This is a genomic window from Tardiphaga sp. 768_D3_N2_1 (genome assembly GCF_052076105.1).
Taxonomy (GTDB): Bacteria; Pseudomonadota; Alphaproteobacteria; order Rhizobiales; family Xanthobacteraceae; genus Tardiphaga.
Map to the genome: position 1 here is coordinate 5,914,055 of NZ_CP197245.1, position 26,071 is coordinate 5,940,125.

The following is a 26,071-nucleotide window of genomic DNA, read 5'->3' on the forward strand; positions in this document are numbered from 1 at the left end:
TATGACATCTGCCAAGTCCATCACGCGCAGCGCGCCGTCTGCAGTTCGCGTCGAAACTGTTGTGTCGTCGCTACTGACAGTGCAGACATCCGGCGCAGGTTTCGTCGATCTGACCCGCGAGGTCGCCAAATTCCTGAGCGAGACCGGCGCCCGAGAAGGTGCGTTGACGCTGTTCATCCGCCACACCTCAGCGTCGCTCACCATCCAGGAAAACGCCGATCCTTCCGTGCTGGTCGATCTCATGACAACGTTCGATCGTCTTGCGCCTCAGGATTTCAACTGGACGCACGACACGGAGGGGCCCGATGACATGCCCGCGCATGTTCGCACCATGCTGACTGCGACCTCGCTGCATGTTCCGGTCCTATCCGGCAAGATCGCGCTTGGTACCTGGCAGGGCATCTATCTGATCGAACACCGTGCCCGCCCGCATCGCCGCGAAGTGGTGCTGCAATTTACCGGCGCGACCTGACGCTCGCAGATCGGCTAAAATAAAAAAAAGCCGCGGATTGCTCCGCGGCCTTTTGTTGTCGTCGCGTCTGCCGGCAGCTCGGGCTGCCGGCCTTGCGGAATCAGGCGCCGATATCGACGTCCTTGGTCTCCGGCAGGAAGAAGAAGCCGACGACCACGGTGATCGCCGCGAAGATGATCGGGTACCACAGACCGGCATAGATATCGCCGGTCGAGGCCACGATGGCGAAGGCGGTCGCCGGGAGAAGTCCGCCGAACCAGCCGTTGCCGATGTGGTAGGGCAGCGACATCGAGGTGTAGCGGATCTTGGTCGGGAACAGTTCGACCAGCATTGCCGCGATCGGCCCGTAGACCATGGTCACGAACAGCACCAGGATGAACAGCAGTCCGATCACTGCCGCGACCTGCGGACGGAAGATATCGAACGGATGCGCCATCTTCACGATCTGCGCGTCGCCCGCCTTGGGATAGCCCGCCGCCTGGACCGCTGCGAGAACCTGCGGGTTCGATGCTGCAGCCGCGGTGTAGGGCACGTCCTTGCCATTGACAACGACCTTCACGCCCGAGCCCGCTGCACCGTAGGAGGTCGAGTACTTGACCGATGACGAAGCAAGATAGGCGCGTGCTGTATCGCAGGGCTTGGTGAAGACACGGGTGCCAACCGGGTTGAACAGATCGCCGCACAGCGCGGGATCTGAAACGACTTCCACCTTCACGGTCTCGATCGCCTTTTCCAGCGTCGGGTTGGCGTTGGTGGTGATCATCCGGAAGATCGGGAAGAAGGTCAGTGCTGCTATCAGGCAGCCTGCCAGAATGATCGGCTTGCGGCCGATCTTGTCGGACAGGGCGCCCCAGAAGATGAAGAAGCCGGTGCCGAGCAGCAGCGACCAGGCGATCAGGAGGTTCGCGGTGTAGCCATCGACCTTGAGGATCGATTGCATGAAGAACAGCGCGTAGAACTGACCAGTGTACCAGACCACGCCCTGGCCCATCACGCCGCCGAACAGTGCGATCAGCACGAGCTTGGCGTTGCTCCAGTTGGCGAAGGCTTCGGTCAGCGGAGCCTTGGAGCCCTTGCCTTCGTCCTTCATCTTCTGGAACACGGGCGATTCATTCAGGCGCAGACGGATCCAGACCGAGATGCCGAGCAGAACCACCGAGACCAGGAACGGAATACGCCAGCCCCAGGCAGCGAATTCGCCCTCGCCCAGCGCCGACCGCGTGAACAGGATCACGAGCAACGACAGGAACAGGCCGAGTGTAGCCGTGGTCTGAATGAACGATGTGTAGTAGCCGCGCTTGCCGGCCGGCGAATGTTCCGCCACGTAAGTCGCCGCACCACCATACTCGCCGCCGAGCGCCAGGCCCTGCAGCAGGCGCAGGCCGATCAGGATGATCGGAGCTGCGATGCCGATGGTCGCTGCATTGGGCAGAATGCCGACGATGAAGGTCGACAGGCCCATGATGAGGATGGTGACGAGGAAGGTGTATTTGCGGCCGACGATGTCGCCGACGCGTCCGAATACGATGGCGCCAAACGGGCGAACGATAAAGCCCGCGGCGAAGGCCAGCAGCGCGAAGATGTCGCGCGTGGCCTGGTTGAACATCGGTGCCTTGGTGGCGGGATCGATCACGCCGAAGAATTGCGCGCCGATGATGCCGGCAAGCGAGCCGAACAGGTAGAAGTCATACCATTCGAAAACAGTGCCGAGCGAAGAGGCGAAGATGACGAAACGTTCGTCCTTCGTCATCCCCGCGGACTTCGCGGATGTTGCTGCCATGGTGGACATGTTTGAATCGCTCCCCAAATATGTTGCCAACTTCGTTCTTGGATTCTCGCTCGCTGCGCCGAACTTCTGTCGGCTCATTGCAGAGAACTTCGATGCGAAAGGTAGCATCGCGGGGAAATGCGACCCAATACGACTTTAGGCCCTGCGCAAGGGGGCTGCGCGCAGACGTCGCAGCACCATCAATTGCCTTCGGGACATACGCGCGCCCATGAGATATTGCGGCGCACAATGGGGTCCGTTCACCAATTTACCGCGTGGCAGCATTGGACGCTTGCAAGACGTTGTCGCGCGGGGGACACTTGTGGCGAAATGCGCTTTTGCGCGTCGTCTCAACGCGGTCGCTGGTTTGCCGCAAGATTTTTGCATGGATTTTGATGACCGTTATCGCTCCCTCGCGCCTCATTATTGCTGACGATCATCCACTCTTCCGCGGTGCATTGCGGCAGGCGGTCAGCACTGTGCTGCCGACGACTACGGTTGATGAAGCCGGCACGTTCGAGGATCTGACCAAGCTGCTGGAACAGGATTCCGACGTCGATCTGATCCTGCTCGATCTGTCGATGCCGGGGATCAGCGGCTTCTCGGGGCTGATTTACCTCCGGGCACAGTATCCCGCGATTCCGGTGGTCATCGTCTCCGCCAGCGATGACGTCGGTACGATCCGCCAATCGCTGGACTTCGGCGCATCCGGTTTCATTCCAAAGCGGTTCGGCGTCGATACGCTGCGCGACGCCATCCTGCGCGTGATGGATGGCGACGTCTGGGTTCCACCGGACGTGGACATGTCCGCCGCGGCCGATCCGGAAATGAGCAAGCTGCGCGATCGGCTGGTGACGCTGACGCCGCAGCAGGTCCGCGTGCTGATGATGCTGTCGGAAGGGCTCCTCAATAAGCAGATCGCCTATGAGCTCGGCGTGTCCGAGGCGACCATCAAGGCGCATGTCTCGGCGATCCTGCAGAAGCTCGGTGTGGAGAGCCGCACCCAGGCTGTCATCGCTGCCGCGAAGATCGCTGGCGGCCAGTGGCGTCAGGGCGAACAGACGCCGCAATAATTCACCCATAATACACTGTGAGGAGGCGCCTCTTTGACGCCGTCTAGAACTATGAATTGGTGCAAGCGGCCATCCTTCGAGACGCGACGAAGACGTCGCTCCTCAGGATGAGGGCAGAGCCCTATTCCGCCGCGATCATCTGCTGCGTGCGCCACTGCCCGAGCAGAGCGCGCAGCGACGCCGGCTTCACCGGCTTGTTCAGCACCGCGATCTTGTCCTGCCGCGCGGCTGACTGCACGTGCGGGCTGCGATCGGCGGTGATCAGGATGGCCGGGATTTCCTTGCCGAAGCGGCTGCGGATTTCCCGGATCGCGGCGACGCCGTTGCCGCGGTCGAGATGGTAATCGACCAGCAGGCCCGTGAGGCGTCGGCCCGAGGCCTGGATTTCGGCAATCGCGTTCATCGCGGCTTCCGGATCGGCGACTGCGACGACCTCGGCTCCCCAGGCCTGCAGCAGCGTCTTCATGCCATCGAGAATCGCCATGTCGTTCTCGATACAGACAACGAGCGTGCCCGACATGGGTGACTTCGACAGCGGCGTCGCTGACGTGACCGCGGTGGTGTGATTGATCGCCTTGGCCACCGGCACCGTCACCGAGAAGAACGAGCCGCCGCTGCGGTTGGAATCCAGCGCGATGCCGTGATTGAGCACATGCGCGAGACGTTTGACGATCGACAGACCGAGCCCGAGGCCACGCGCGATCCGCGCGCCCTGTTCGAGCCGGTGAAATTCCTTGAAGATCTCGCCGCGCTTGAGAATCGGAATCCCGACGCCGGTATCGTAGATGCCGATCTGCAGGGCCTTGCCGCGGCGCCGGCAGCCGACCAGCACGCGGCCATGCGGCGTGTATTTGATCGCGTTCGAGATCAGGTTCTGCAGCAGACGCCGCAGCATCAGGCGATCGGATTCCACGGGCAGTGAGCACGGCACGAATGTGAGCTTCACGCCGCGGGCGCGCGCGATCGGCGCGTATTCGATTTCGAGCGAGCGCATCAGGTCGCCGATGCGGAAGCTGGAAATCGCAGGGCTCATGGCGCCCGCATCCAGGCGCGAAATGTCGAGCAGCGCGCCGAGGATTTCCTCGATGGCCTCCAGCGAGTCGTCGATATTCTCGACCAGCCGCGCGTCCTCGCCGCCACTCTTTCGTTCGACGAGACTGGTGACGTAGAGACGGGCGGCATTGAGCGGCTGCAGAATGTCGTGGCTGGCGGCCGCCAGAAAGCGGGTCTTGGAGATGTTGGCGTCTTCCGCGGTGCTCTTGGCGAGCGCCAGTTCGGAATTGAGGCGCGTCAGTTCCTCAGTGCGGTCGCGGACGCGCTTTTCCAGTGTCGCATTGGCGCGCTCCAGCGCTTCTGCTGCCTCGAAGCTGGGTGTGACGTCGGAGAAGGTGAGCACGAGCCCGCCATCGGGCATCTTGTTGGTGCGGACCTCGATGACGATCTGGCGGTCCTGAAGACGTTCCAGATAAGGCTCGCCCTCAGTCGTATAGGCCGCCAGCCGCGCCTGCGTCAGCGTCGCGTTGTCGCCATAAGGCGACGCGCTCTGGAGGCCGATGAATTCCAGAATCTCGCGCAGCGGGATGCCGATCTGTACGATCTGCGGTGGGAGGCCGAGCAGTTCGCCGAACTGCCGGTTGGAGACGATGAGCTGCAGGTCGGGGTTAAAGACGGCGATGCCCTGGCGGACGTGGTTGAGCGCAGTCTGCAGGATCTCGCGGTTGAAATGCAGCGCCGCATGGGAATCGTCGAGCAGCTTCAAGGCGGCTTTGGCCGACACCGTACGCTTGCGCAGCAGCAGTGACATCACCATGCGGGACGAGGCCGCGCCGATCGATGACGCGATCAGATATTCTGCGTGCTGCAGCAGTTCGAAATCCGCAGGTGCCGCCGGATCGAGATCGACACGGCGACGCGTGGCGAAAGCGTCGAAGGATTCACGCGCGCGCTCCGGTCCGAGATATTGGGTCACGGTGCTGAGGATATCCTGCACCGTGACTGTGGTCCGCCAGCGCCGGAATGCCGGTGTGATCGGCGCCAGCGTGTTCGGTACGAAGACGTCGGCCTGCAGCCGTTCGATCGACGACGGCGCCCGCATCAGCGAGAGCACGATATAAGTCAGGATATTGAGCGACAGACTCCACAGGGTGCCGTGCAGGAGCGGCGGCAGTTCGGTGCCGAGTAGGTCCTGCGGCCGCAACGCGTCGATACCGAAGGGGCCGTGCTGAAGGAACAGAACGCCCGCGGTGCTGCCGTCCAGAAAACTCGGGATGAACAGCGTATAGGCCCAGACGATGAAGCCGACCACCATGCCACCCATGGCGCCACGGGCCGTCGCGCGCCGCCATATCAACCCGCCAAAGAAAGCTGGAGCGAGTTGCGCGATGGCGGCAAATGACAGCAGGCCGATGGCGGCCAGTTGCGTATTGCCGAGCGCACGGAAATAGAAATAGGCCATCACCATGATGGCGAAGATCGAAAACCGCCTTGCCTTGAGCAGGAAGTTGCCGAAGTCGGTCTGCTCGTTCTGCGTCTGCGGGCCGCGCCGCAGGACCAGCGGCAACACGATGTCGTTGGACACCATAATGGCCAGCGCAACGCATTCGACGATCACCATGGCGGTGGCAGCCGACAAGCCGCCGATGAACACCGCCATGCTGAGCGCGCTGGAGCCGGCTTCGATCGGGAGCGCCAGCACATACATGTCGCTGTCGACGGCGCCGAACGGAAAGGTCACGAGGCCCGCCAGGGCGATCGGAATGACGAACAGGTTGATGGCGATCAGATAGGTGGGAAACAGCCAGCGCGCACGACTCACTTCGGAGTCGCTGGAATTCTCCACCACGCTGACATGGAACTGCCGGGGCAGCAGCATGATGGCGCAGAACGACAGCAGCACCATCGTGAGGAAATTGCCGAATGACGGCACATAGGTGATGGCGCGCATCGCCTCCGGTGTCTTCATCGCGCGCTCGATCAGCTCCGAGGGGCCGAACATCCAGAATGTCACGAAGGCGCCGGCGATGATGAACACCACCAGTTTGACAATGGATTCGGTGGCCACGGCGAGCATCAAGCCGTGCTGATGCTCGGTCGCATTGGTCTGCCTTGTGCCGAACAATACGGCGAACATCGCCATGGCCAGCGTCACGACCAGTGCCATGTCGCCGACGATGGGAACGCCGGCAATGGCCTTGTCTTCGCCGAGGATTGTTTCCAGCGATGACGCCACGGCTTTCAGCTGCAGCGCGATGTACGGAACCGAGCCGATGATGGCGATCACAGCGACGGTGGCGGCAACGGCCTGGCTCTTGCCGTAACGCGCGGCGATGAAGTCCGCGATCGAGGTGATGTTCTGGGTTTTGGCGAGATGGATCACACGCCGTAGCACGGGCGAGAAGAAGGCGAAGAACAGGATCGGTCCGACATAGATCGCGAGGAAATCCACGCTGGTTCGGCTGGCCACGCCGACCGAGCCGAAGAACGTCCATGACGTGCAATAGATCGCCAGCGACAGCGGATAAATGACGGCCTTGGCGCGACCGCTCTGGAACAGCCCGATCCGGTCGCCATAGCTGGCGACGCAGAACAGAAATCCGATGTAGCAGAGGGCGGCAACGATCACGCCCCAGTCGTGCAGCATCCTGCATGCTCCCTTTGGCGGGCTGAAGCCCGTCCGTCAGGCGAAAATCTAGCCGGTTGCGCCGGTGCAGGCGACAGGGATTTGGCCGGACGCCGGGGAATACCGGATCGTCGTTAAATCCAGCGCGGGCCGAAAAAGGCGATCAGGATAATGAACAGCCATGCGGTCACGCCGGCCAGGAGAGCGAGCCGGTAATCGAACGTACCGATCGCGAGATAGCAGATGCCGAGAAAAGCGAGATAGGCCGGAATGGTCTTCGCACCGGCCATGCAGGCTTCCCGGAAGCCCGCGCTGTCGCCTTTTGCGCCGACGATGAGAAGCGCAATGATCGCAAAGGTCGGAAACAGCGGCAGGATGCCGGGCAGCGTGTTGCCCCGTTTGGACAACCAGGCAATCAGGGCGGTGAGCAGTCCGCCGAGAATACCTTTCCAGATGATGTCCAAGGGGAAGTCTCCGATTGTCCGGCTTGAGTAGATGCGCCGTTTAAACTCGTCATGGCCGGGCAAAGCGCGAAGCGCGGCTTCGCTAGATGTCCCGGCCATCCACGTCTTTGTCACTACCCACATCCTAAAAACGTGGATGCCCGGGACAAGCCCGGGCATGACGGTGTTTCAACCATTGGCGGCCAGGATTACTCCGCCGCCAGCGCCTTGGTGCGCAGGGGCAGGCCGAGCTGGTCCCACACCTGCAGCAGCGATTCCGCGAGGTGATCGATCAGCACGTCGTCGTGATAGGGCGACGGTGTGATGCGGAGGCGCTCGGCGCCCTTGGCGACGGTCGGGTAGTTGATCGGCTGGATGTAAATGCCATGCTCTTCGAGCAGCAGATCGCAGGCCTTCTTGCAGAGTTCGGCATCGCCGACGAACACCGGCACGATATGGGTGTCGGTGGACATCACCGGAATGCCGGCGGCCGTCAGAATGGCCTTGAGACGCGCGGCGCGATCCTGGTGACGCTCGCGCTCCCAGGTCGAACTCTTGAGATGCTTGATTGCGGCTGTCGCGGCCGAACAGATCGCCGGCGGCAGTGCGGTGGTGAAGATAAAGCCCGGCGCATAGGAGCGCACGGCATCGACGATATCCTTGCTCGCCGCGATATAGCCGCCGAGGCAGCCATAGGCTTTTGCAAGCGTGCCTTCGAGCACATCGATGCGATGCATCACGCCATCACGCTCGGCGATGCCGCCGCCGCGCGGGCCATACATGCCGACCGCATGGACTTCATCCACATAGGTCATGGCGCCATAACGTTCGGCGAGATCGCAGATCGCAGCCAGCGGCGCGACGTCGCCGTCCATCGAATACAGGCTTTCGCAGGCGATCAGCTTCGGTCGCGCGGGATCGGCGGCCTTCAGCAGTTCCTCGAGATGCGCGACGTCGTTATGGCGGAACACGACGCGATCGCAGCCGGCCTGCCGGATGCCTTCGATCATCGAGTTATGATTCAGCGCGTCGGACAGGATCAGGCAATTCGGCATCAGCTTGGCGAGCGTGGAAATGCCGGTCTGGTTCGAGACATAGCCCGAGGTGAACAGCAGGGCCGCCTGCTTGCCGTGGAGGTCTGCGAGCTCTTCCTCGAGCTGGACCAGGGGATGATGGGTGCCTGCGATGTTGCGGGTGCCGCCGGCGCCGGTGCCGACGCGGGTCGCGGTTTCGACCATGGCGCCGACCACTTTCGGATGCTGGCCCATGCCGAGGTAATCGTTGGAGCACCAGATCACGACATTGCGCGGGCCTTGGGGCGTGTGCCAGATCGCATGCGGGAACCGGCCGGCAATGCGCTCGAGATCGGCGAAGACGCGATAGCGGCGCTCGTCATGCAAACGATTGAGCGCGTCAGTGAAGAACTTGCTGTAATCCATCGCAAAAGACCCAAAAACCGAACCTGAACCCTGCGTCAGGTGCGTTTTAGAGCTTTTCCAGCCTGACTGTCGAGGCGCAATTGGTCAATTTGACCAAGCGCCGGGGCTTTTGATGTGCATCAACAGCCTGAGGTCATTCACGAATTTTTGCTGCGCTGCGGGCGCTTCACCGCAGGCTATGTCGCCTTGAAGCGCAACACGCCATCGGCGCCCATTGTCGAGGTCAGCCGCTTCTGCGCCAGCATGTGATTGACGTGGGCGATCAACTCCCCGGCGGCAAATCCGGTCTGGTGGGCGTCCAGCTTGTGCTTGTGAAACACCACCGGCACCAGTTCGGCAGACGTCTTGCCGGCATTCTTGCACGCTGAGGCAATCATCTGGCAGCGCTCTTCGTGATGGTCGGCGAGCTGCTTGATGCGGATCTTGAGACCATGAAACGGCACGCCGTGACCCGGGAGCACGAGCACATCGTCGGGCAGCGTATCGGCGAGACGCTTCAGCGAATGCAGATAGGAGCCGAGCGAATTCTCGTCGGGCTCATGCGCCCAGACGCTGACATTGGGCGAGATCTTGCTCAGCACCTGATCGGCTGACAGAAACAGTTTGTCGGCCTCGCAATACAGCATCACCTGATCCGGCGAATGGCCGGCGCCGGTGAGCACGCGGAAGGTGCGCGTGCCGATCACGAGATCGTCGCCGTCCGACAGCCGGCGATAGGCTGCGGGCAGCGGCACTGTCTTCTTCAGATATTCCTGGCCGCGGCCGAGCAATTGCTCGGTGATATCTGCATCCATGCCGTGGCGATGGAAGAACTGCCGCATATTGACGATGCGCTCTTCGGTGCGGCGGTGCTGGTGATAGACGCCCTGCAGATATTCGACCTGCGACATATAGAAGGGGCAGTTGAACCGCTGCACCATCCAGCCGGCCTGGCCGACATGATCGGGATGCGCGTGGGTCACGATCACCTTGCTGATCGGTTTGCCCTTCAGCGGACCTTCGAACAGTTTCGTCCACGCAGCGATGGTCGCGTCATTGCCGATGCCGGTATCCACCATGGCCCAGCCATCGCCGTCGGCGAGCAGATAGATGTTCACATGGTTGAGACGAAACGGCAGGTCGAGCCGGATCCAGAGGACGCCCGGGGCGATTTCGGCCACCTGATCAGTACCGGGATGGTTCTCCCAGGGATAGCGGAGGTCGTCGGCTGGCTTTGCGCTGGCGTCTGTTTTCGAATGCATCGGTTCTGTCACAATGTCCTTTTCATCCGGCTTAGCGGGCCAAGGACCCCTGCGCCAGCACAAATTCGGCTGGCGCAGGGCATGGGTTTATGCGCTGGCGCGCATATCGGCCTGTACCGAACCGGTAACTGGCACAGCCGGCGCGCTCTTTCCGCTGACCTCGTCGAGCCGCGAGGTCATGCCGAGCCGGTCCAGCAGGTTGGCGTCGCGGTCGGTCTGCGGGTTCCTCGTGGTCAGCAGCACATCGCCGATGAAGATCGAATTGGCACCGGCGACAAAGCACAGTGCCTGCAATTCGTCGGTCATATATTGCCGTCCGGCGGAAAGCCGCACCACGCTCTTCGGCATCATGATACGCGCCACGGCGATCATGCGGACCAGCGCGATCGGATCCGGGCGTTCGGCGGTGTCGTTGACCGGCACGCCCTTCACCTCGTTCCACATATTGATCGGCACGCTGTCCGGATGATGCGGCAGGTTCGCCAGCAACATCAGCATGCCCAGACGATCCTCGACCTGTTCGCCCATGCCGATGATACCGCCGCAGCAGACCTTGAGGCCGGCATGGCGCGCTCGCGCCAATGTCTCGATGCGATCTTCCATCGTCCGCGTGGTGATGATCTTGCCGTAGAATTCCGGCGAGGTATCGACATTGTGATTGTAGAAGTCGAGGCCGGCGTCCTGCAGGCGCTTGGCCTGGTCTTCCGTGAGCATGCCCAGTGTCGCGCAGGTCTCGAGGCCGAGACCCTTCACCGCGCTGACCATGTCGCAGACGCGGTCGAGATCCTTGTCCTTGGGATTGCGCCAGGCTGCGGCCATGCAGAAGCGGCTCGCACCGGCATCCTTTGCGCGCTGCGCCGTGGCGATCACGGCGTCGCGATCCATCAGCTTGGTCGCCTTGACGTCAGTGTTGTAGTGGGCGCTTTGCGAGCAATAACCGCAGTCTTCCGCGCAGCCGCCGGTCTTGATGCTGAGCAGGCTCGCGGTTTCGACGTGATTCGGATCGAAATTGCTGCGGTGGATGCTCTGCGCCTGAAAGATCAGGTCTGCGAATGGCAGGTCATACAGGGCCTGGGCTTCATGACGCTGCCAGTCGTGGCGCAGCTCGGTCGATGTCCATGCAGAGGGTGTTGGGGGCATTCACGCAATCCTTACATTCTGCGCAGCCACCGATCATGGGCTGCTGTGAAAGCAGTCCATGATTTTGAGGTTTGGAGCAATGACGCTGGCCGGGTGCAGCCATGCGCTGGATTGTCGCTTTAGGCGGCGCGGATGCTCGACAGGAATTCGTCGATTTCACCGCGAAGAACGTCGGCCTCGCGACGCAGTTCGCCCGAGGCGCCGAGCACGTCATTGGCAGCCGTGCCGGCCTGCGTCGATGCATCGCTGACGCCGATGATGTTGCTCGACACTTCGCTGGTGCCGCCGGCGGCGTGCTGGATGTTGCGCGCGATCTCGCGTGTTGCCGCACCTTGCTGTTCGACGGCGGTGGCGATGGCAGCGCTCACATGATTGATCTCGGCGATGGTCTGCCCGATGTTGCGGATCGCTCCGACGGCGGTGGAAGTGACCTGCTGCATCGACACGATCTGCGTGCGGATCTCGTCGGTGGCCTTTGCGGTCTGATCCGCAAGGCTCTTCACCTCGGAAGCCACCACGGCGAAGCCACGGCCTGCATCGCCCGCGCGTGCCGCCTCGATGGTCGCGTTGAGCGCCAGGAGGTTGGTCTGCGACGCGATGGTCTGGATCAGATCGATCACCACGCTGATGCGATTGGCGTTGTCGGCAAGGCCCTGCATCGTTGCATCGGTTTCGCCGGCCTCGTTGACGGCCTTTGCTGCGATTTCGGTCGATGTGACGACCTGTCGGCTGATCTCGTTGATCGATGACGACAGTTGCTCGGTCCCGGCCGACACCGTCTGGACGTTCACCGAGGTTTCCTCGGCGGCCGATGCGACGGCGCTGACCAGAGCGCTGGAGCGATCGGCGGTGGCCGTCATGCTCTGCGCGGTCGATTGCATGGAATCGGCCGAGGTCTGCAGCTTTTCCAAGGCGCTCCGCACCTTGCTCTCGAAGTCAACGATGCGGGCTTCGATGCGCGACGTGCGTTCGCCCTTGGCGATGCGGTCCTGATCCTGCTCCGCGCTGAGCGTGCGGGCGTTGATCATGCTGTCGCGGAACACTTCGAGCGTGCTCGCCATCGCCGCGATTTCGTCCTGCTGGCGGCTGCGGGCGATCTCGGTGTCGAGATCTCCGCTGGACAGCCGCTGCATCGCGCGCTGCAATTGCGCGAGGCGGCGCAGAATGCTGCGGCCGACATAGAGCCAGACGAACAATGCCGATCCGATCAGCGTCAGCGCGCCGAGACCGAGCATCACCTGCGTCGCCAGCGTGATTGTCGTCTGCGCCTGCGTCGTGGCGGCGTCGGTTTCGCTGCGCACCTTGTCGACCAGTTGCTTGACGCTCATGCCGAGGCCGACATTGAGCTTGCGCGTCTCGTCGAGGATGAGTTCGCCGTATTCCAGCGTGTCGATCTCCTTCTGGCGGATCTTGAACACGCCGTTCTTGCCGTTGCCCAAAGCGAGTAGCTGTTCGGCGGCTTTGCGCAGATCGGGGATGCTGCTGATGGCGCCGTCGAGGGCGATGAGATTTCCCTGCACGCGCTCCTGCGCCGTCTTGAAACTCTCCTCGATGGGGGAGAGCGCGTCACCGGTGCCGGCGGACAAGGCGGCCATCAGGTCGGAGGAGATCAAGTTGGTGTCGGCGACCACGCTGCCGATCTGCACGATGATACGGGAGGCTTCGCCGGAATCCTCGGCGGAGAACACGACGGCACGCAGGGTGGCGTCCATGCCGCCCTGTGCGTCGGTAATCGCTGGGGCGGCCTTCCTGACAAAGTTATCCGCGGCGGCGCGTATGGCGTTGTAGAGCTTCTCGTGCTGGACGGCGACGTCGATCTTTTCCTGCGTCGCGGCGCCCAGACTGCGGATCGTGTCCTCGATATTCTTCACGCTGTCACCGAGCGCGGCGACCACGGCCTTGTCGGCGCCGAGCTTGGCGATGGTGTCGAGCTTCTCGACTGCAATCTTGTGCGTATCCCGCATGCGCTGCGAGCGTTCCTTCAGAACCTCGGCGCTGCTCGATGCCAGCAGCATCGGGCCCTGGCTGGCCAGGCTCTCGCTGGCGGTGGCCAGTTGAAGGCTGGCGGTCAGTTTCGGAATGTCCCGGCCGTTCAGGTCCGTCATCATGCCGCCGAGCTGACCGAGAATCATGCCGGCGCCGGCACTGATCAGGATCGCCATGCCCGCGATAACCGCGAAGGCGGCGAACAGGCTGCCGCGGATGCCCCAACGGGGCCGCGAGAAACGAAACCGTCCGAATTTTCCGATGAATGACGTCAGTGCCATGATTCCCCCTACGCCCACCGTCCTGGTGGCGGATCGCGCAGAGAGTATGTAGGTACCGGGTTAACATTCGGGTAAATCGGCAACCCTTGGCTGTCGCGGGGCTTGCGCGGTTACCAAAGGGTAAAACGAAAAAGGCCGGCGTTTCCGCCGGCCTTTCCGTAGTTAAGAGCCTGAAATCAGGCGCAAAGCTCAGTACTTCGCGACGACCGGGCCACCCCAGTTGAAGCGGTAGTTCAGGCCGGCCTTGACGGTGTGCTCGTCGTTCTTGGAAGAACCGAAAGCAACCAGAGCGGTCGGGGTCGAGAACTGGGTCTTGCCGAAGTCGTAGTACTGGTACTCGACCTTGCCCGACCAGTTCTGGGTGAACAGGTATTCGAGACCGGCGCCGACGGTGTAACCGTCATGCTTGGTGCCAGCTGCGAAAGCAACCGGTGCGCCAGCAGCGTTCACGAGGGTTTCGCTGTAGTCCGAGTAAGCGTAGCCGCCCTTCACGTAGAGCAGTGCCGGACCCCAAGTGTAACCGATGCGACCGGTGACCGAGCCGAGGCCCTTCTGGTTCAGGTTGTAGGTGAGGCCGGTGCCGGCGAACAGCACGTTGGTGTTGTTCGAACCAACCCAGCTGTACTGACCTTCGATACCAACAACCCAGTTCGGAGCGAACTGGTAGTCAGCGCCGATCTGCAGACCGCCGAGGAAACGGCCGTCCGAGTTGTCGCTGGTGCCGCCGAAGCCGTTCGAGCCGTTGAAGGCGCCGCCGACGTGACCGCCGATGTAGAAACCGGTCCAGTTGTAGATCGGGGCGGCAACGTAAGCCGGAGCCTTGGTGTAGGGACGAGCAGCCAGGTCAGCGGCCATTGCCGGAACCGAAGCGCCCAGAGCGATCAGGGCAACGGTGCCCATCAGGAAGTTCTTCATTTTCTTCTTCTCCAGAAAACCATTTTAGAGCGAGAGCGCGTTCGCTCCGTCTATGGGCGTGGACTTAGCCAGCTTTTGCGTAAAATGCTGTCACCCATTCGCCACAGCGATCGACAACCCGACACAATTCGGATTGGCGCATCGGCATGCTTATCGGCATCTTAATAAAAGTTGAAAGAAGCCTTAATTTATAGAGGTTTGGCGGACTCAGCGCTAACCCGCAGCAGTTTGGTTTTGCTCTAGATCGATTTATTGTGATCGATAAAACCACAGCGCTTCATGTGCACCGCTTGCAACTTCTCTCGCGCCACATTTGGAACACATTTCGACAGCGCTGCTGTGCGAATGCCGGCTGCGTGATGACGCGACCCGGTCTGTCATGGGAAACAAAAAACGCGCGATCCGTTACATGTTTGCGCGGTGCCGGTCGGCGCCTCCGTGAATGGAATCGCGTTGCATGCAGGTTGACCGGATTTTACGTGAGTACGGCCACTTCCTTCGGCCGATGAGTGAGGCGCCACGCGACGGTCAGCGAATCCTTGGCCACTCTGTTCAGGGCGGCCACCTCATTTCCTGCTACTGGGAACTGCGCCCCCAGGGCCTGATCGGGCCGAACTGGGTGGAAGAGCGCGATAGCCCCATCGGTTATATCGACCGCTATTTCGATGGCTGGATCAGGCCCCGCGAATTCAGGCTGCTTGATTCGGTCGCCATCAACCGGCTGCTCGTCGCTTACATCGACGATGCGCGTGCCGCCGATAACCGCGAGGCGCTCAAAATGCTTGAAGCGGGTGAGGGCTAGGATATCCGGCTGGCGGCTTTGGGAAGAGCCGATGGAAGCGGAAATCGTTCGGGCCGGGAGCTTCGCAGCAAACCCGGCCCTGACTGCCAGTCCAAAGGTCTAGAAGGCCTTGTTGGCTTCCGGCCGATGCTTGTTCTTCGGCGTGAAGCCCGAGCGCGTGGCTTCGCGCGCATTGCGCACCCAGACTTCGCGGTTCGGATGCAGGCCGGCGCCACGGGTCGCGGGCACCGCCGTCTGGCGTGCGCGATGCAGCAGGCGTGTGTCGGCTTCGCCGCAGCTCGGATGGATGCCGCCATTGTCGGCGACCACCTTGTCCCATGCTGCCTTGCGCTTGCTGTAGACGGCAGCGTCCTGAAGCTCCGTGCAGTTGAGCTCGTTGATGTTGAGATCGGCCACGATCTCGTCACCGTCTTCCACCAGCGCAATGGCGCCGCCGAGCGCCGCTTCCGGTCCGACATGGCCGATCACCAGACCCACCGAGCCGCCGGAGAAGCGCGCATCGGTCATCAGGCCGACGACGATATTGCGCTCGCGGCACAGCGTGGTGATGCGCGAGGTCGGGTCAAGCATTTCCGGCATGCCGGGCGCGCCGACCGGGCCGTCGTAGCGAACGATGACCATGTCGTGGTTCTGGAATTTCTCCGGATGCTTGTCGAGCGCTGCGATCAGGCCGCGCTCGCCTTCGAACACGCGCGCGGTGCCGCGGAAGCAATTGTCCTCGAGGCCGCCTTCGACACCGGCGAGCTTGAGGATAGCGGAAAATTCCGGCGACAGGTTGCCGCCGAGCACGCGCAGGCCGCCGGTCGGCTTGTAGGGATTGGCGACCTTGTAGACCACCTTGCCGTCCGCCGGCTTGGTCTCGAGGCGCTTGATCTGCTCGGCCAGTGTTTCGCCGGTGCAGGTCAGCACGTCGCCATTGATCAGGCCCGCTTCCATCAGTTCGCGCACGATCACCTGCACGCCGCCGACATTGTCGATGTCCACCATCGAATATTTGCCATAGGGCCGCGCGTCGGTGAGCACCGGCACGACATATTGCGAGAGATAGTTGAACTCGGCCGGCGTCATCACTTCCTTCCAGAAGTCACTGAAGCCCGCGGCGCGCGCGATTTCCGGCGCATGCAGCGTCACATTGGTCGAGCCACCGATCGCCAGCGACACGATCACCGCGTTGCGGATCGAGTCGCGGCTGACGATGTCGCGCGGCTTGATGCCCTTGGCGATCATGTTCGAGAGATAGCCGACCAGCTGCTCCGGAAAATCCTTCAGACGGCGCGGATCGTCGGACGGCGGCGCCACCATGTGCAGCGGCTGCATGCCGACCACGCCGATGAAGGTCTGCATCGTGTTATAGGTGAAGATGCCGCCGCAGCTGCCGATACCGGGGCATGCGTGGCAGGCGATGTGGTGGCGATATTCCGCGTCTGGACTGCCGGCGACCTGATAGGCGCTGACGATGTCCAGCTTCTCGCCGGTCTTCGGATCCTCGCCGGGATGGATCGAGCCGTCCGACATGATGATCGCCGGCTCGTTATGTTCGAGCAGCGCGGCCAGCGTGCCGACTGGCGGCTTGTCGCAGGCGACCACGGCGATGGTGCCGAGCAGGCCGGTGGCGCTCAGATGCTCGGAGAGCGCATCATTGGTCACTTCGCGGCCGATCAGCGAATAGCGCATCTCGCGGGTGCCGTTGCGGATGCCGTCCGAGGTCGCAATGGTGTATTCCGGCTGCACCAGGCGATAGGGGAGCTGGCCCTTGCCGCGGCCGATGCGGCGCTTCAGGCTCTCATGGATCGCGTCCACCTTGGACATCACGCCCATATAGCACTGGCTGTCGCCCTTGGTGCCGACCACGCCCACCGACGGCTCATGAATGAGCGTTTCATCGGTGCCGAGCACGCGCGCCATGCCAATGGTCTGCGCGGAGCGGCCGGGATGATTGTCGATGGTGACGACGGGCGACTTGGACACGACGAATTCCTTCCTGACGGCGTTCTTGATCTGCGAGGTTTGAATACACCGCCGCCGGCGCTTGGCATTGGCGTATGTCAGACCCTGCGGTCAGGGCAGGGTCCGTCCACGATCCAATTTAGGATCGGTCTAGCCAGTCCATAACCCCCGAAGATCGCAAACACAATCGGATTGCCCCTCCGCTGGAACAAGGCTGCCTTGTCGTCTCCCGGTGCCGCAAAGCAGCAAATGAGGCGGCGGGGGGACGTTGACGCGGCCCCCTGCTATGCATGGTTTTGACAAACAGATGGGGTAATCGTCCCTGACGCGGTCACAGCGGATCGCGTCGATACGGAGTTCGAGATTGAGCGTTGCCTTCACCAAGGAAGAAAGTGCCGAAACGGCTGCGGAAACCCAGTTGCCCGACCGGCCGATTTCGCCACATCCGAACCTCGTGACGGAGGCGGGTTTGCAGGCGCTGGAGACGCAGCTCCAGCAGGCGCGCGAAGCCCATGACGCGGCAAGCGGGATAGACGACGTGAACGAGCGACGGCGTCAGGCTGCCATCCCGCTGCGGGACATGCGCTATTTCGCGGCCCGCATCCGCACGGCCCAGCTCGTCCCCGCCCCGACATCGACGGACACCGTGGCCTTCGGCAGCAAGGTTACCTTCAGCCGCAACGACGGGCGTGTGCAGACCTATCGGATCGTGGGCGAGGATGAGGCGGACCCGAAAGCCGGCTCGATTTCCTTCGTCTCGCCGGTGGCGAAGTCGCTCATGGGTAAGGTCGTCGGTGACGTCGTGGGCGCGGGCGCTCAGGAACTCGAGATCATGTCGATCGAATAGAGGACACACGCCGTCACGGCGGTGGCTTCGCGACAAAGATCAGTCGCGAAGCCGGTATTCAATTGCAGCACCGTCACTCCAGCGCGTCAGATTCCCGCGCCGGACTCCAGCCGCTCGTTGAGCTTCTGATCGACGACTTCGACCGTGCGGTCGATATTTGGATTGGTCATGCCGAGCTGATGCGAAATCAGCTTCACCAGAAGATCGACCCGCTCGATGAAGGGCGCGCCGGCAGCGACCGCGCGGGCCGCCGATGACGGCTTCAGCAGGCTCTCGGCTGCCTTGGCATATTTCGCGAACGGCACCTGATCTGCGGGGTCGGCGCCGAGACGCCGCGCGACGGCATCGACATGATCATAGATCGACTGCGAGACAGCCAGATCGCCATGAACCGCCTCGCGGATCGACTGCGGCTCTTCCGGCGTGATGCAGCGATAGTTGCCGGTCAGCAGCATCGACCATTTCGCCAGCGGGACGAACAGCGAGTCGAACACTTTCAGCTTCACCGGCACGTCCTGGCCATCGAGTTTCACAGCGTCGATGTCGGCTTCGAGTTCGCGCAGCAGTTTGTTGTGAACCGGATCGGCAAAGGCCGATGCCTTGAAATTCGTCGGCAGGCCGACGTGAAGAACGTTTGCGGCTTCTTCCGGCGGCCGGAAGGCCTGCGGATCGGGCGAGCACAGCGTGACCAGGCCGGGCTCGAAGCGCTCCCATACCTGCGCATTGGTATAGGCCTCTTCGAGATTCATGTCGGCCAGCCCCGGAATGCGCTTGAGATAGGGCAGCGGCGGCATGTTCATGATCGACAGGCACGGCAGCTTTGCCGCGGCGATCTTGATCATCAACACGCGGATCGTGTGATTGGTATATTGCGGCTCCTGCATCGCAAGACCGACCAGATCGTAGCGCGACAGGTCGACCTGATCCGGCGAGGTCGCATCCAGTTTGCCTGGCAGGTCGCGTGAGAAGATAGCGCGGTGGGTCGGTTCGTCGCGCAGCTTGATGCGCACTTCAGTACCATCGCGGTTGATGAGTTCGGCGGTCTTCTTCCGGCATACGAGGGTCACGTTATGACCCGCCATCAAAAGCTTCGTTGCCAGCAAGGAGCCGTAGGAAGCTCCGAGAATCAGAATATTCCGCGCCATGGTGTTTCGTTCCTCAAGGTGATGTGTGCGCGCCAGATCCGAACGGTCCGGCATTTTTAGTTTGCGCGGACACTACTGCACTGCCGCGCTGCGATCCAGATGGTGCGTGCCGATGCGTGCAGTTCTACGGAGGTGAAAACGATTTGCTTTTCAAATGCGCCAATCTGTCCCGTCTATCGTCGTGGCGAATGATGGAACGATCGGCTACCGTCATAAAAAACAACGGAGGGAAACATGTCTGCAATCATCAATCGTCGTCACTTCATTGCTGCCGGATCGGCAGCCGTCGCCATGCCGTTCGTAGCGCGCGATGCTTCGGCGCAGGCCGCCTGGCCATCGCGGCAGATTCGCATGATCTGTAGTTATCCAGCCGGTGGACAGACCGATCTGCTCGCGCGTGCCTTTGGCGAGTATATTTCCAAACAGGTCGGACAGACCGTCGTCATCGAAAACAAGGCGGGCGCATCCGGTGCCATTGGCACGGCGGAAGTTGCGCGCGCCGAGCCAGATGGCCACACGATTCTCTGCTCCATCTCGACCACTTATGTGATGAACCGGGTGATGCTGAAGACGCCTGGCTACGACATGGACAAGGACCTGACGCTGGTTAGCGTCATTCCCGGCGCCGGGTTGCCGCTGGTCGCCAGTCCGAAATCCGGCGTCAAGACGCTGGAGGACTTCGTCGCCTTCGCGCGCAAGAATGACAAGGTGAACTTCGGCACCTATAGCGTGGGCTCGGCTCCGCATATGACCATCAACGAACTCAACAAACAGTATGGCCTCAAGATCGAGCCGATCCATTATCGCGGCGAAGCGCCGATGTGGACGGGACTGGCGGAAGGCTCGATCGATTTTGCGATGGGCAGCTACACCGCTGCGCAGACCGTGCTGCAAGGCGATCGCGGTGTTGTCTTCGCCGTGCATTCGAAGAAGGTCGACGCTATCCCCAACGTGAAGACATTGCCCGAGCAGGGGGCGACGTCAAAATTCTTCACTGTCAGCGGCTTCACGGGCTGGGCCGTGCCCAAGGCGACGCCGCAGCCGATCGTCGATCGTCTGGCGCAGCTTTGCGTCGCCGCCAACAGCGATCCCAAAGTGAAGGAAGTGCTGAAGACCTTCGTGCTCGAACCCGCGCTCGGCTTCAAGGAGACCAACGCGCTGTATCAGAAGGAACTGCCGGTCTGGATCGAGGCAGCACAGGCACTCGGTTTGCAGCCGGTCTGACGGTGAATAGAGCAGCGTGTGGCGGGTTACGCTTCGCTAACCCGCCCTGCTGCAGCCGACTCTGCTAGCCCCGCACCGAAAACCGGCTCATCGCGCTGAGCGCCTGCACGCGCGGCTCGACGTCGCGCATATAGATCGTCTTGCGCAGGAATTCGATTTCGCTCTCGTGTTTGCTTTCGTCGACATCGATGTACCAGGACTTCGGCCGGCCATCGGAGCCGTCGCTCCAGCGATAGCCGCGCCGCTTCAGTTCGTCCTTGAGATCGAAGGGCGACTGCTCCGCCCAGATCCGCATGGTCTTCTTGCGGGCGCGCTCCAATAGAACGGCCAGTGCAGGCTCGCCGAGATCGGGCAATTCGAATGCGAGAATCTCAAGCAGCGCGTGACAGTCGTCGATCGCCCGGTGGGCCTGATGAAAGAAGCCTGCGCCCGCGAGCAGATAGCCGAGACGCGATCCATCAAAGCCGTGTTTGCGCCAGTCCACTTCCGTCGCGGAACATCCCCAGGCCTTGTGCTGGAACACCGGCCAGTAGCGCTCGGAAAATTTGCGGTCGAAGCCCGCATTGTGCGCGATGACGATGACGGCGTCCTCGGCGAAAGCGGCGACGGCATCGGGATCGATGCGGTGCCCCGCAACGGTCTCGTCGGTGATCCCCGTGAGTTCGGTAATCTCTGGCGGGATCGGCCGCGACGGCTCGTTGAATGATGTGAAGATATCCGTGACGCGGGTGATGCTGCCGTCCGGCAGATAGTCGAACTTGACCATCGCCAGTTCGATGACTTCATCGCGAACCTGATCGAGGCCCGTGGTCTCGACATCGAGAAGAATGCCAGACCGTGTCGGCTGGCCGTTCGCCGGCGCGAATTCGGTGCGCGGGATCAGCCGGCGCAGCACGCGATAGTCGGTCGATCTGGCGAGCGTATCCGCCATGGCGGCAAGGCTGGGATCGTCCTGCAGGCTAAGATCGTCTTGGAGCATCTGATTCCGGGCAGTTCTTCAAGCGCAGCGTGATTCAGCCATGACTATGTGCTTCGCTGAATCGGAGCAATATGCCTGCCGCCGATAGACACAGGTGCGAGAACGCCCGGGCGTCGTTTGCGTCCGATTATACCTTGCGGTCCAGCGAGGCCAGCGCCTCGCTGAGCACGGAACGCAGGCGTTCGGCATCGTCGGGTCGCACGGCGGAAGGGTCCAGATAGAAATCGAGCCCGGGCATGCGCTCCACCACGATGTCGGATTGCTCCGGCTTGGCGTCGATCACGCTGTCCACCGCATAGGGCACGACTTCGCGGCTGATGCCCTTCATTGTGATCGGCTGCAGCGGATGCGAGGTGATGATGTCGCTCACCAGCGCGAAGGTCTCATAGCTGATGACGATGCCGCCGGGTTCCGCAATCGACTGCAGGCGCGCCGCGAGGTTCGCCTCGGCGCCGATGATCGTATAGTCCATGCGGTCGCTGCTGCCGAAATTGCCGACATTGCAATAGCCGGAATTGATGCCGATGCGGGCCTTGAACGGCTCCTCGATGCCTTCGGTGCGCCATTTCGCGTTCAGCTCGATCAGCCGGCGCTGCATCCGCCACGCCATGCGCAGGCAGTCCTGCGCATCCTGGCGGTCGCCCTTGGTCTCGGGATCGCCGAAGAAGATCAGCATCGCGTCGCCGATGAACTTGTCGATGGTGCCGCCATGTTCCATCGCGATGGCCGACATTTCGGTGAAATATTCGTTGAGCAGATTCGTGATCAGTTCCGGTTGCAGCCGTTCGGTGGTCGCCGTGAAATTCTGGATGTCCGAGAAGAAGATCGTCAGCTTCTTGCGCTCGGTATGGATGGTGACGTCCTTCTGGCCGCTGAAAATGCTCTTGTAGACCTGCGGCGAGATATAGCGGGAGATCTTCATCGAGAGCGTGGCGAGGAAATCGTTATTGGCTTCCAGCTCCTGATTCATGCCGGCAATGCGCCGCGACTGGCGACGCTGCAGAGCGAGGAACGAGACGCCGCTGACGGCCGCCAGCGCGAAATAGGCCAGCAGGAACTTGAACGAGAACAGGTTCGCGGCAATGGGCTGCGTGATGATGACTTCCTGGATGCCGCGGACGTCGCCCACCTTCCAGTCCTTCTTCGGGCTTTCCGGGTGGCTGTTATGGCAACTCACGCAGGCCGGGCCCATCAGCACCGGCGCGACGATGCGGACGGTGTCGCTGAACAGCGACGTCCTGGTATCGATGATCTTCTGCTCGGGATTGTCGCGCAGGCTGCGCAGCGATGTCTTCTCGAAATCGTCAAGCTGGTGCGGCGCGCGGTTCTGGAACGGATAGTCCGACACGAAGCGGTAGTTGATGTTCTCCTGCTGCGCGCCGATGACGCGGCCGAGTTCGAGGGACAGCGTTGCCGGGATCGGGATCGCGCCCGGTACGCTTTCGTAATTGTGCACCACCTGCGTGGTGCCCTGATGGGCCAATACGCGCCCGACCACATTGGTTGCATAATAACCACGCACGCTGGTGATCACGGAGTTCAGGTCACTGGCCTGCCGGCGCAACGCGGCGTCAACCAGATTGGTCAGATCGAGCCACACCGCCACCGGAAGCAGCAACAACAGTGCGGCAACGACGAGACCGGGAACGAACGCACGCGGGCGCCGCCGGGCGGCATCGAGCTTGTTCATGGAAGTGTGTCCCTAGAATTGGCCTGAATGCATGACGCGACGCGTGTGAGCGGAACGGCGAGTGTCCGCCACATAGCACCGGCATGGTTATAATATCGTGCCCGGCTTGTGCCAATTTGCCGGCATCGGCCAGGACTATGCGCGATGCCCGCCAATTTTGGCAGACGTGCATGCTGCGCGCGCACCTTGACTTCACGGGTGGCTTGGCCAATCTCGCGGTCAGAAAAACACTTCAGAACTCCTGGGAGAAGACGATGGCCGACGCCTATATTATCGACGCAGTCCGCACGCCCCGTGGCATCGGCAAAGTGGGCAAGGGCAAGCTCGCCGAACAGCATCCGCAGCATCTCGCCGCCACCGTGCTCAAGGCGATTGCCGAGCGCAACAAACTCAACACCGCCGACGTCGATGACGTGATCTGGTCGACTTCGACCCAGCGCGGCAAGCAGGGTGGTGATCTCGGCCGTATGGCCGCGCTCGATGCCGGCTATGACATCAGGGCTTCCGGCACCACGCTGGATCGCTTCTGCGGCGGTGGCATCACCGCGGTGAACTTCGCCGCGGCGCAGATCATGTCCGGCATGGAAGACGTCGTCATCGCCGGCGGCACCGAGATGATGTCGCTCACCGGTGCGATGGCTGCCGAGGATATGGCCGCCGGCAAGGCGCCGCTCGGCATGGGCTCGGGCAACAAGCGTCTCGCCAAGGTGCATCCGCAGTCGCATCAGGGCATCTGCGGCGACGCCATTGCCTCGATGGAAGGCATTTCGCGTGAAGCGCTCGACGCGCTCGGTCTGGAAAGCCAGCGCCGCGCAGCCGTCGCCATCAAGGAAGGCCGCTTCGACAAGAGCATCGTTCCGGTGAAGGATGACGACGGCAACATCATCCTCGCCAAGGACGAATATCCCCGTCCGGAAACCACTGCCGAAGGTCTCGCCGGCCTGAAGCCGGCTTTCGCCGCGATGGCCGATCATCCGCTCGATGACAGCGGCATGACTTTCCGCAAGCAGATCAACCAGAAATATCCGGACCTGAAGATCGAGCATTTCCACCACGCCGGCAATTCGTCGGGTGTGGTCGATGGTGCCGCGGCCTTGCTGCTGACCTCGAAGTCCTATGCCGACAAGCATGGCCTGAAGCCGCGCGCGCGCATCGTGGCTATGGCCAATATCGGCGACGATCCGACCCTGATGCTGAATGCGCCGGTGCCGGCTGCGAAGAAGGTGCTGGAAAAGGCCGGTCTCAAGAAGGAAGACATCGATCTGTGGGAGATCAATGAAGCCTTCGCGGTGGTCGCCGAGAAATTCATGCGCGATCTCGATCTCGATCGCAGCAAGGTCAACGTCAATGGCGGCTCGATCGCGCTCGGCCATCCGATCGGCGCCACGGGCGCGATCCTGATCGGCACGGTTCTCGACGAACTCGAGCGCCGCAACCTCAAGCGCGGTCTGGTCACCATGTGCGCCGCCGGCGGCATGGCACCGGCGATCATCATCGAGCGCGTGTAACGCCGCTAACTCGCCTGATCCGAATGAGCCGGGCGCGAAAGCGTCCGGCTTATTCGTTTGAAGGCCACGCCATCGGGAATGACAGCGGCGAGATTTCCGTCAGCTTGCGGCCGGCCCAGTCGAGACCCGGCGTGCGCTCTTCCGCGCGGATCTGCGCCTCATGCACACGCAGCGCCGCAGCCGGATAATCGAACGTCTGTACCACACCGTCCTTCACCACCTGCCGGCCATCCACATAAACATGACGCACCGCGCGTTCCGCCGCCGCATAGATCATGCTGCGGATCGGGTCGCGATGCGGCTGCATCATCGGATGGGTGACGTCGACCATCACAAAATCGGCCTTGCAGCCGGCTTCGAGCCTGCCGATGTCGTCGCGCCCGAGCGCCTTGGCGCCGACGGTAGTGGCGGCCTCGAACAGCATGGTCGAGTTCAGGCCGCGCGGATGCCCGGCCATCAGCCGCGAGGTCATCGTCGCGTTGCGCATTTCCTCGATCATGTTGTGCGGATAGGTGTCGGTGCCGATCGCCACCGAAATGCCGGCTGCGCGATAGCGGCCGACATCGCGCAGCGCGATGCCGCGCCGCATGAACACGGTCGGGCAATGCGCCACTGTCGTTCCGGTTTCGGCCAGCAGCGCGAGATCGCGGCGCGTGTGCCACGGCGTCAGCGGGTGGTCGTCGACGAAGATGGAGTGGCCGACGAGCGAGGTCGGGCCGAGCACGCCGAGTTCGCCGAGCCACTGGATCGGCGTCACGCCATGGCGGCGGACGATCTCGTGGAATTCGGATACCGATTGCGCCGCATGGGTCTGCCACGGAATGTTGCGGCGCTTCGCTTCGGCGTAACTGTCTTTCATCAGTTGCGGCGTGCAGGTGTCGATCTGCGCCGGATACATCATGCCGGACAGGCGGCCGGACGAATGGCTCTCGGCGGCATCGATCAGCGCGAAAGCCTGCAGCATGCCCTCTTCGCCGGCCTTCTCGTTCCATTCGTAATCGACGAGCGTGCCATTCGGCGTGAACCAGCGGGCCGAGCGGAAGCCGGGCGCGATATAGACGCGCAGGCCACTTTCGCCGGCGAGATCGAGCCATTGCGGATGCGGCATCGACAGATCGACCACCGTGGTGACGCCGGACAGCAGCAATTCCGAATAGGCGACGCGTACGCAGTCCGGCACGCCTTCCGGATCGGACCGCAGGATCGGCATGTATTCGTAGAGCGACGAATTATACAGGCCGGGCGAGCCGATCTCGTCGAGAAAGCCCTTGTTCAGCGGTTCGCTGGACGGATGCGAGTGGATATCGACAAGGCCCGGCATCACCATGAAACCGCGTCCGTCGATGGTCTTGGCCGCTTCGCCCCGATAGTCGCGGCCGGCAAACACGATCTGGCCGCCGTCGAAAGCGACATCGCCGCCGGTGACATAGGTGTGGCTGCTCTTTGCGGCGTCCCAGGCGACGACATAGTCCGCGTTGCGGATGACGGTGATGGCCATACTGATCCTCTTGATGGAAGGCGAGGAACCGTAGGCGCAAGCGACCCGGCGGTG

The 26,071-nt window shown here is 62.2% G+C and carries 19 protein-coding genes; 6 read left to right on the forward strand and 13 right to left on the reverse strand.

What is annotated here, in order from left to right; all coding sequences use genetic code 11:
* Position 1 precedes the first annotated feature (1 nt).
* On the forward strand, positions 2 to 472 hold the full coding sequence (locus tag AB8A27_RS27845) for a secondary thiamine-phosphate synthase enzyme YjbQ (RefSeq protein WP_441244665.1): 471 nt from the start codon (positions 2 to 4) through the stop codon (positions 470 to 472).
* A 100-nt stretch (positions 473 to 572) separates the two neighbouring features.
* On the opposite strand, the gene AB8A27_RS27850 is transcribed toward AB8A27_RS27845, so the two are convergent.
* Positions 573 to 2,261 (reverse strand): MFS transporter, encoded by a 1,689-nt coding sequence (locus AB8A27_RS27850; RefSeq protein ID WP_441244666.1) that lies wholly within the window; start codon positions 2,259 to 2,261, stop codon positions 573 to 575.
* 374 nt (positions 2,262 to 2,635) lie between these two features.
* Between AB8A27_RS27850 and AB8A27_RS27855 the strand changes: the two genes are divergently transcribed.
* Positions 2,636 to 3,313 carry a response regulator gene (locus AB8A27_RS27855; RefSeq protein WP_092140136.1) on the forward strand — a complete coding sequence of 226 codons (678 nt, stop codon included), beginning with the start codon at positions 2,636 to 2,638 and terminating at the stop codon, positions 3,311 to 3,313.
* Positions 3,314 to 3,434: 121 nt separating this feature from the next.
* On the opposite strand, the gene AB8A27_RS27860 is transcribed toward AB8A27_RS27855, so the two are convergent.
* The 7 genes from AB8A27_RS27860 to AB8A27_RS27890 all read right to left on the reverse strand — a co-directional run bounded on the left by AB8A27_RS27860 (position 3,435) and on the right by AB8A27_RS27890 (position 14,377).
* Positions 3,435 to 6,953 carry a NahK/ErcS family hybrid sensor histidine kinase/response regulator gene (locus AB8A27_RS27860; RefSeq protein WP_441244667.1) on the reverse strand — a complete coding sequence of 1,173 codons (3,519 nt, stop codon included), beginning with the start codon at positions 6,951 to 6,953 and terminating at the stop codon, positions 3,435 to 3,437.
* Between the two features lie 113 nt (positions 6,954 to 7,066).
* On the reverse strand, positions 7,067 to 7,555 hold the full coding sequence (locus tag AB8A27_RS27865) for a GlpM family protein (protein WP_441244668.1): 489 nt from the start codon (positions 7,553 to 7,555) through the stop codon (positions 7,067 to 7,069).
* Positions 7,556 to 7,584: 29 nt separating this feature from the next.
* Positions 7,585 to 8,814: a 5-aminolevulinate synthase gene (gene hemA / locus AB8A27_RS27870; protein ID WP_441244669.1), complete on the reverse strand. Its 1,230-nt coding sequence runs from the start codon at positions 8,812 to 8,814 to the stop codon at positions 7,585 to 7,587.
* A 176-nt stretch (positions 8,815 to 8,990) separates the two neighbouring features.
* Entirely contained in the window at positions 8,991 to 10,055 is a 1,065-nt protein-coding gene (locus AB8A27_RS27875) for an MBL fold metallo-hydrolase (protein WP_441244670.1), read from the reverse strand.
* An 87-nt stretch (positions 10,056 to 10,142) separates the two neighbouring features.
* The gene (gene bioB / locus AB8A27_RS27880; protein ID WP_441244671.1) at positions 10,143 to 11,195 is read right to left on the reverse strand and encodes a biotin synthase BioB; all 1,053 of its coding nucleotides are present in this window, start codon (positions 11,193 to 11,195) and stop codon (positions 10,143 to 10,145) included.
* 119 nt (positions 11,196 to 11,314) lie between these two features.
* Entirely contained in the window at positions 11,315 to 13,462 is a 2,148-nt protein-coding gene (locus AB8A27_RS27885) for a methyl-accepting chemotaxis protein (RefSeq protein WP_441244672.1), read from the reverse strand.
* Between the two features lie 189 nt (positions 13,463 to 13,651).
* Positions 13,652 to 14,377 (reverse strand): outer membrane protein, encoded by a 726-nt coding sequence (locus AB8A27_RS27890; protein WP_441244673.1) that lies wholly within the window; start codon positions 14,375 to 14,377, stop codon positions 13,652 to 13,654.
* 457 nt (positions 14,378 to 14,834) lie between these two features.
* Between AB8A27_RS27890 and AB8A27_RS27895 the strand changes: the two genes are divergently transcribed.
* Positions 14,835 to 15,179, forward strand: a complete 345-nt coding sequence (locus AB8A27_RS27895) for a hypothetical protein (RefSeq protein WP_441244674.1) — start codon at positions 14,835 to 14,837, stop codon at positions 15,177 to 15,179.
* Positions 15,180 to 15,278: 99 nt separating this feature from the next.
* Here the strand turns inward: AB8A27_RS27895 and AB8A27_RS27900 are convergent, their stop codons facing one another.
* Positions 15,279 to 17,147, reverse strand: a complete 1,869-nt coding sequence (locus AB8A27_RS27900) for a dihydroxy-acid dehydratase domain-containing protein (protein ID WP_441244675.1) — start codon at positions 17,145 to 17,147, stop codon at positions 15,279 to 15,281.
* Positions 17,148 to 17,490: 343 nt separating this feature from the next.
* Here AB8A27_RS27900 and greA point away from each other — a divergent pair, with 343 nt between their 5' ends.
* Complete coding sequence (greA, locus tag AB8A27_RS27905) at positions 17,491 to 17,973, forward strand: transcription elongation factor GreA (RefSeq protein WP_441244676.1); 483 nt, start codon at positions 17,491 to 17,493, stop codon at positions 17,971 to 17,973.
* Between the two features lie 86 nt (positions 17,974 to 18,059).
* Here the strand turns inward: greA and AB8A27_RS27910 are convergent, their stop codons facing one another.
* Positions 18,060 to 19,118 (reverse strand): ketopantoate reductase family protein, encoded by a 1,059-nt coding sequence (locus AB8A27_RS27910; RefSeq protein WP_441244677.1) that lies wholly within the window; start codon positions 19,116 to 19,118, stop codon positions 18,060 to 18,062.
* A gap of 234 nt (positions 19,119 to 19,352) precedes the next feature.
* Here AB8A27_RS27910 and AB8A27_RS27915 point away from each other — a divergent pair, with 234 nt between their 5' ends.
* Positions 19,353 to 20,342 (forward strand): Bug family tripartite tricarboxylate transporter substrate binding protein, encoded by a 990-nt coding sequence (locus AB8A27_RS27915; RefSeq protein ID WP_441244678.1) that lies wholly within the window; start codon positions 19,353 to 19,355, stop codon positions 20,340 to 20,342.
* Positions 20,343 to 20,406: 64 nt separating this feature from the next.
* Here the strand turns inward: AB8A27_RS27915 and AB8A27_RS27920 are convergent, their stop codons facing one another.
* Both AB8A27_RS27920 and AB8A27_RS27925 read right to left on the reverse strand, forming a co-directional pair.
* Entirely contained in the window at positions 20,407 to 21,321 is a 915-nt protein-coding gene (locus tag AB8A27_RS27920) for a 3'-5' exonuclease (protein ID WP_441244679.1), read from the reverse strand.
* Positions 21,322 to 21,448: 127 nt separating this feature from the next.
* Positions 21,449 to 23,011 (reverse strand): adenylate/guanylate cyclase domain-containing protein, encoded by a 1,563-nt coding sequence (locus AB8A27_RS27925; RefSeq protein ID WP_441244680.1) that lies wholly within the window; start codon positions 23,009 to 23,011, stop codon positions 21,449 to 21,451.
* Positions 23,012 to 23,265: 254 nt separating this feature from the next.
* Here AB8A27_RS27925 and AB8A27_RS27930 point away from each other — a divergent pair, with 254 nt between their 5' ends.
* Positions 23,266 to 24,519: an acetyl-CoA C-acetyltransferase gene (locus AB8A27_RS27930; RefSeq protein WP_441244681.1), complete on the forward strand. Its 1,254-nt coding sequence runs from the start codon at positions 23,266 to 23,268 to the stop codon at positions 24,517 to 24,519.
* A gap of 49 nt (positions 24,520 to 24,568) precedes the next feature.
* Here AB8A27_RS27930 and AB8A27_RS27935 read toward each other — a convergent pair whose 3' ends face one another.
* Positions 24,569 to 26,017, reverse strand: coding sequence for an amidohydrolase family protein (locus AB8A27_RS27935; protein WP_441244682.1), 1,449 nt, complete (start codon positions 26,015 to 26,017; stop codon positions 24,569 to 24,571).
* Positions 26,018 to 26,071 lie beyond the last annotated feature (54 nt).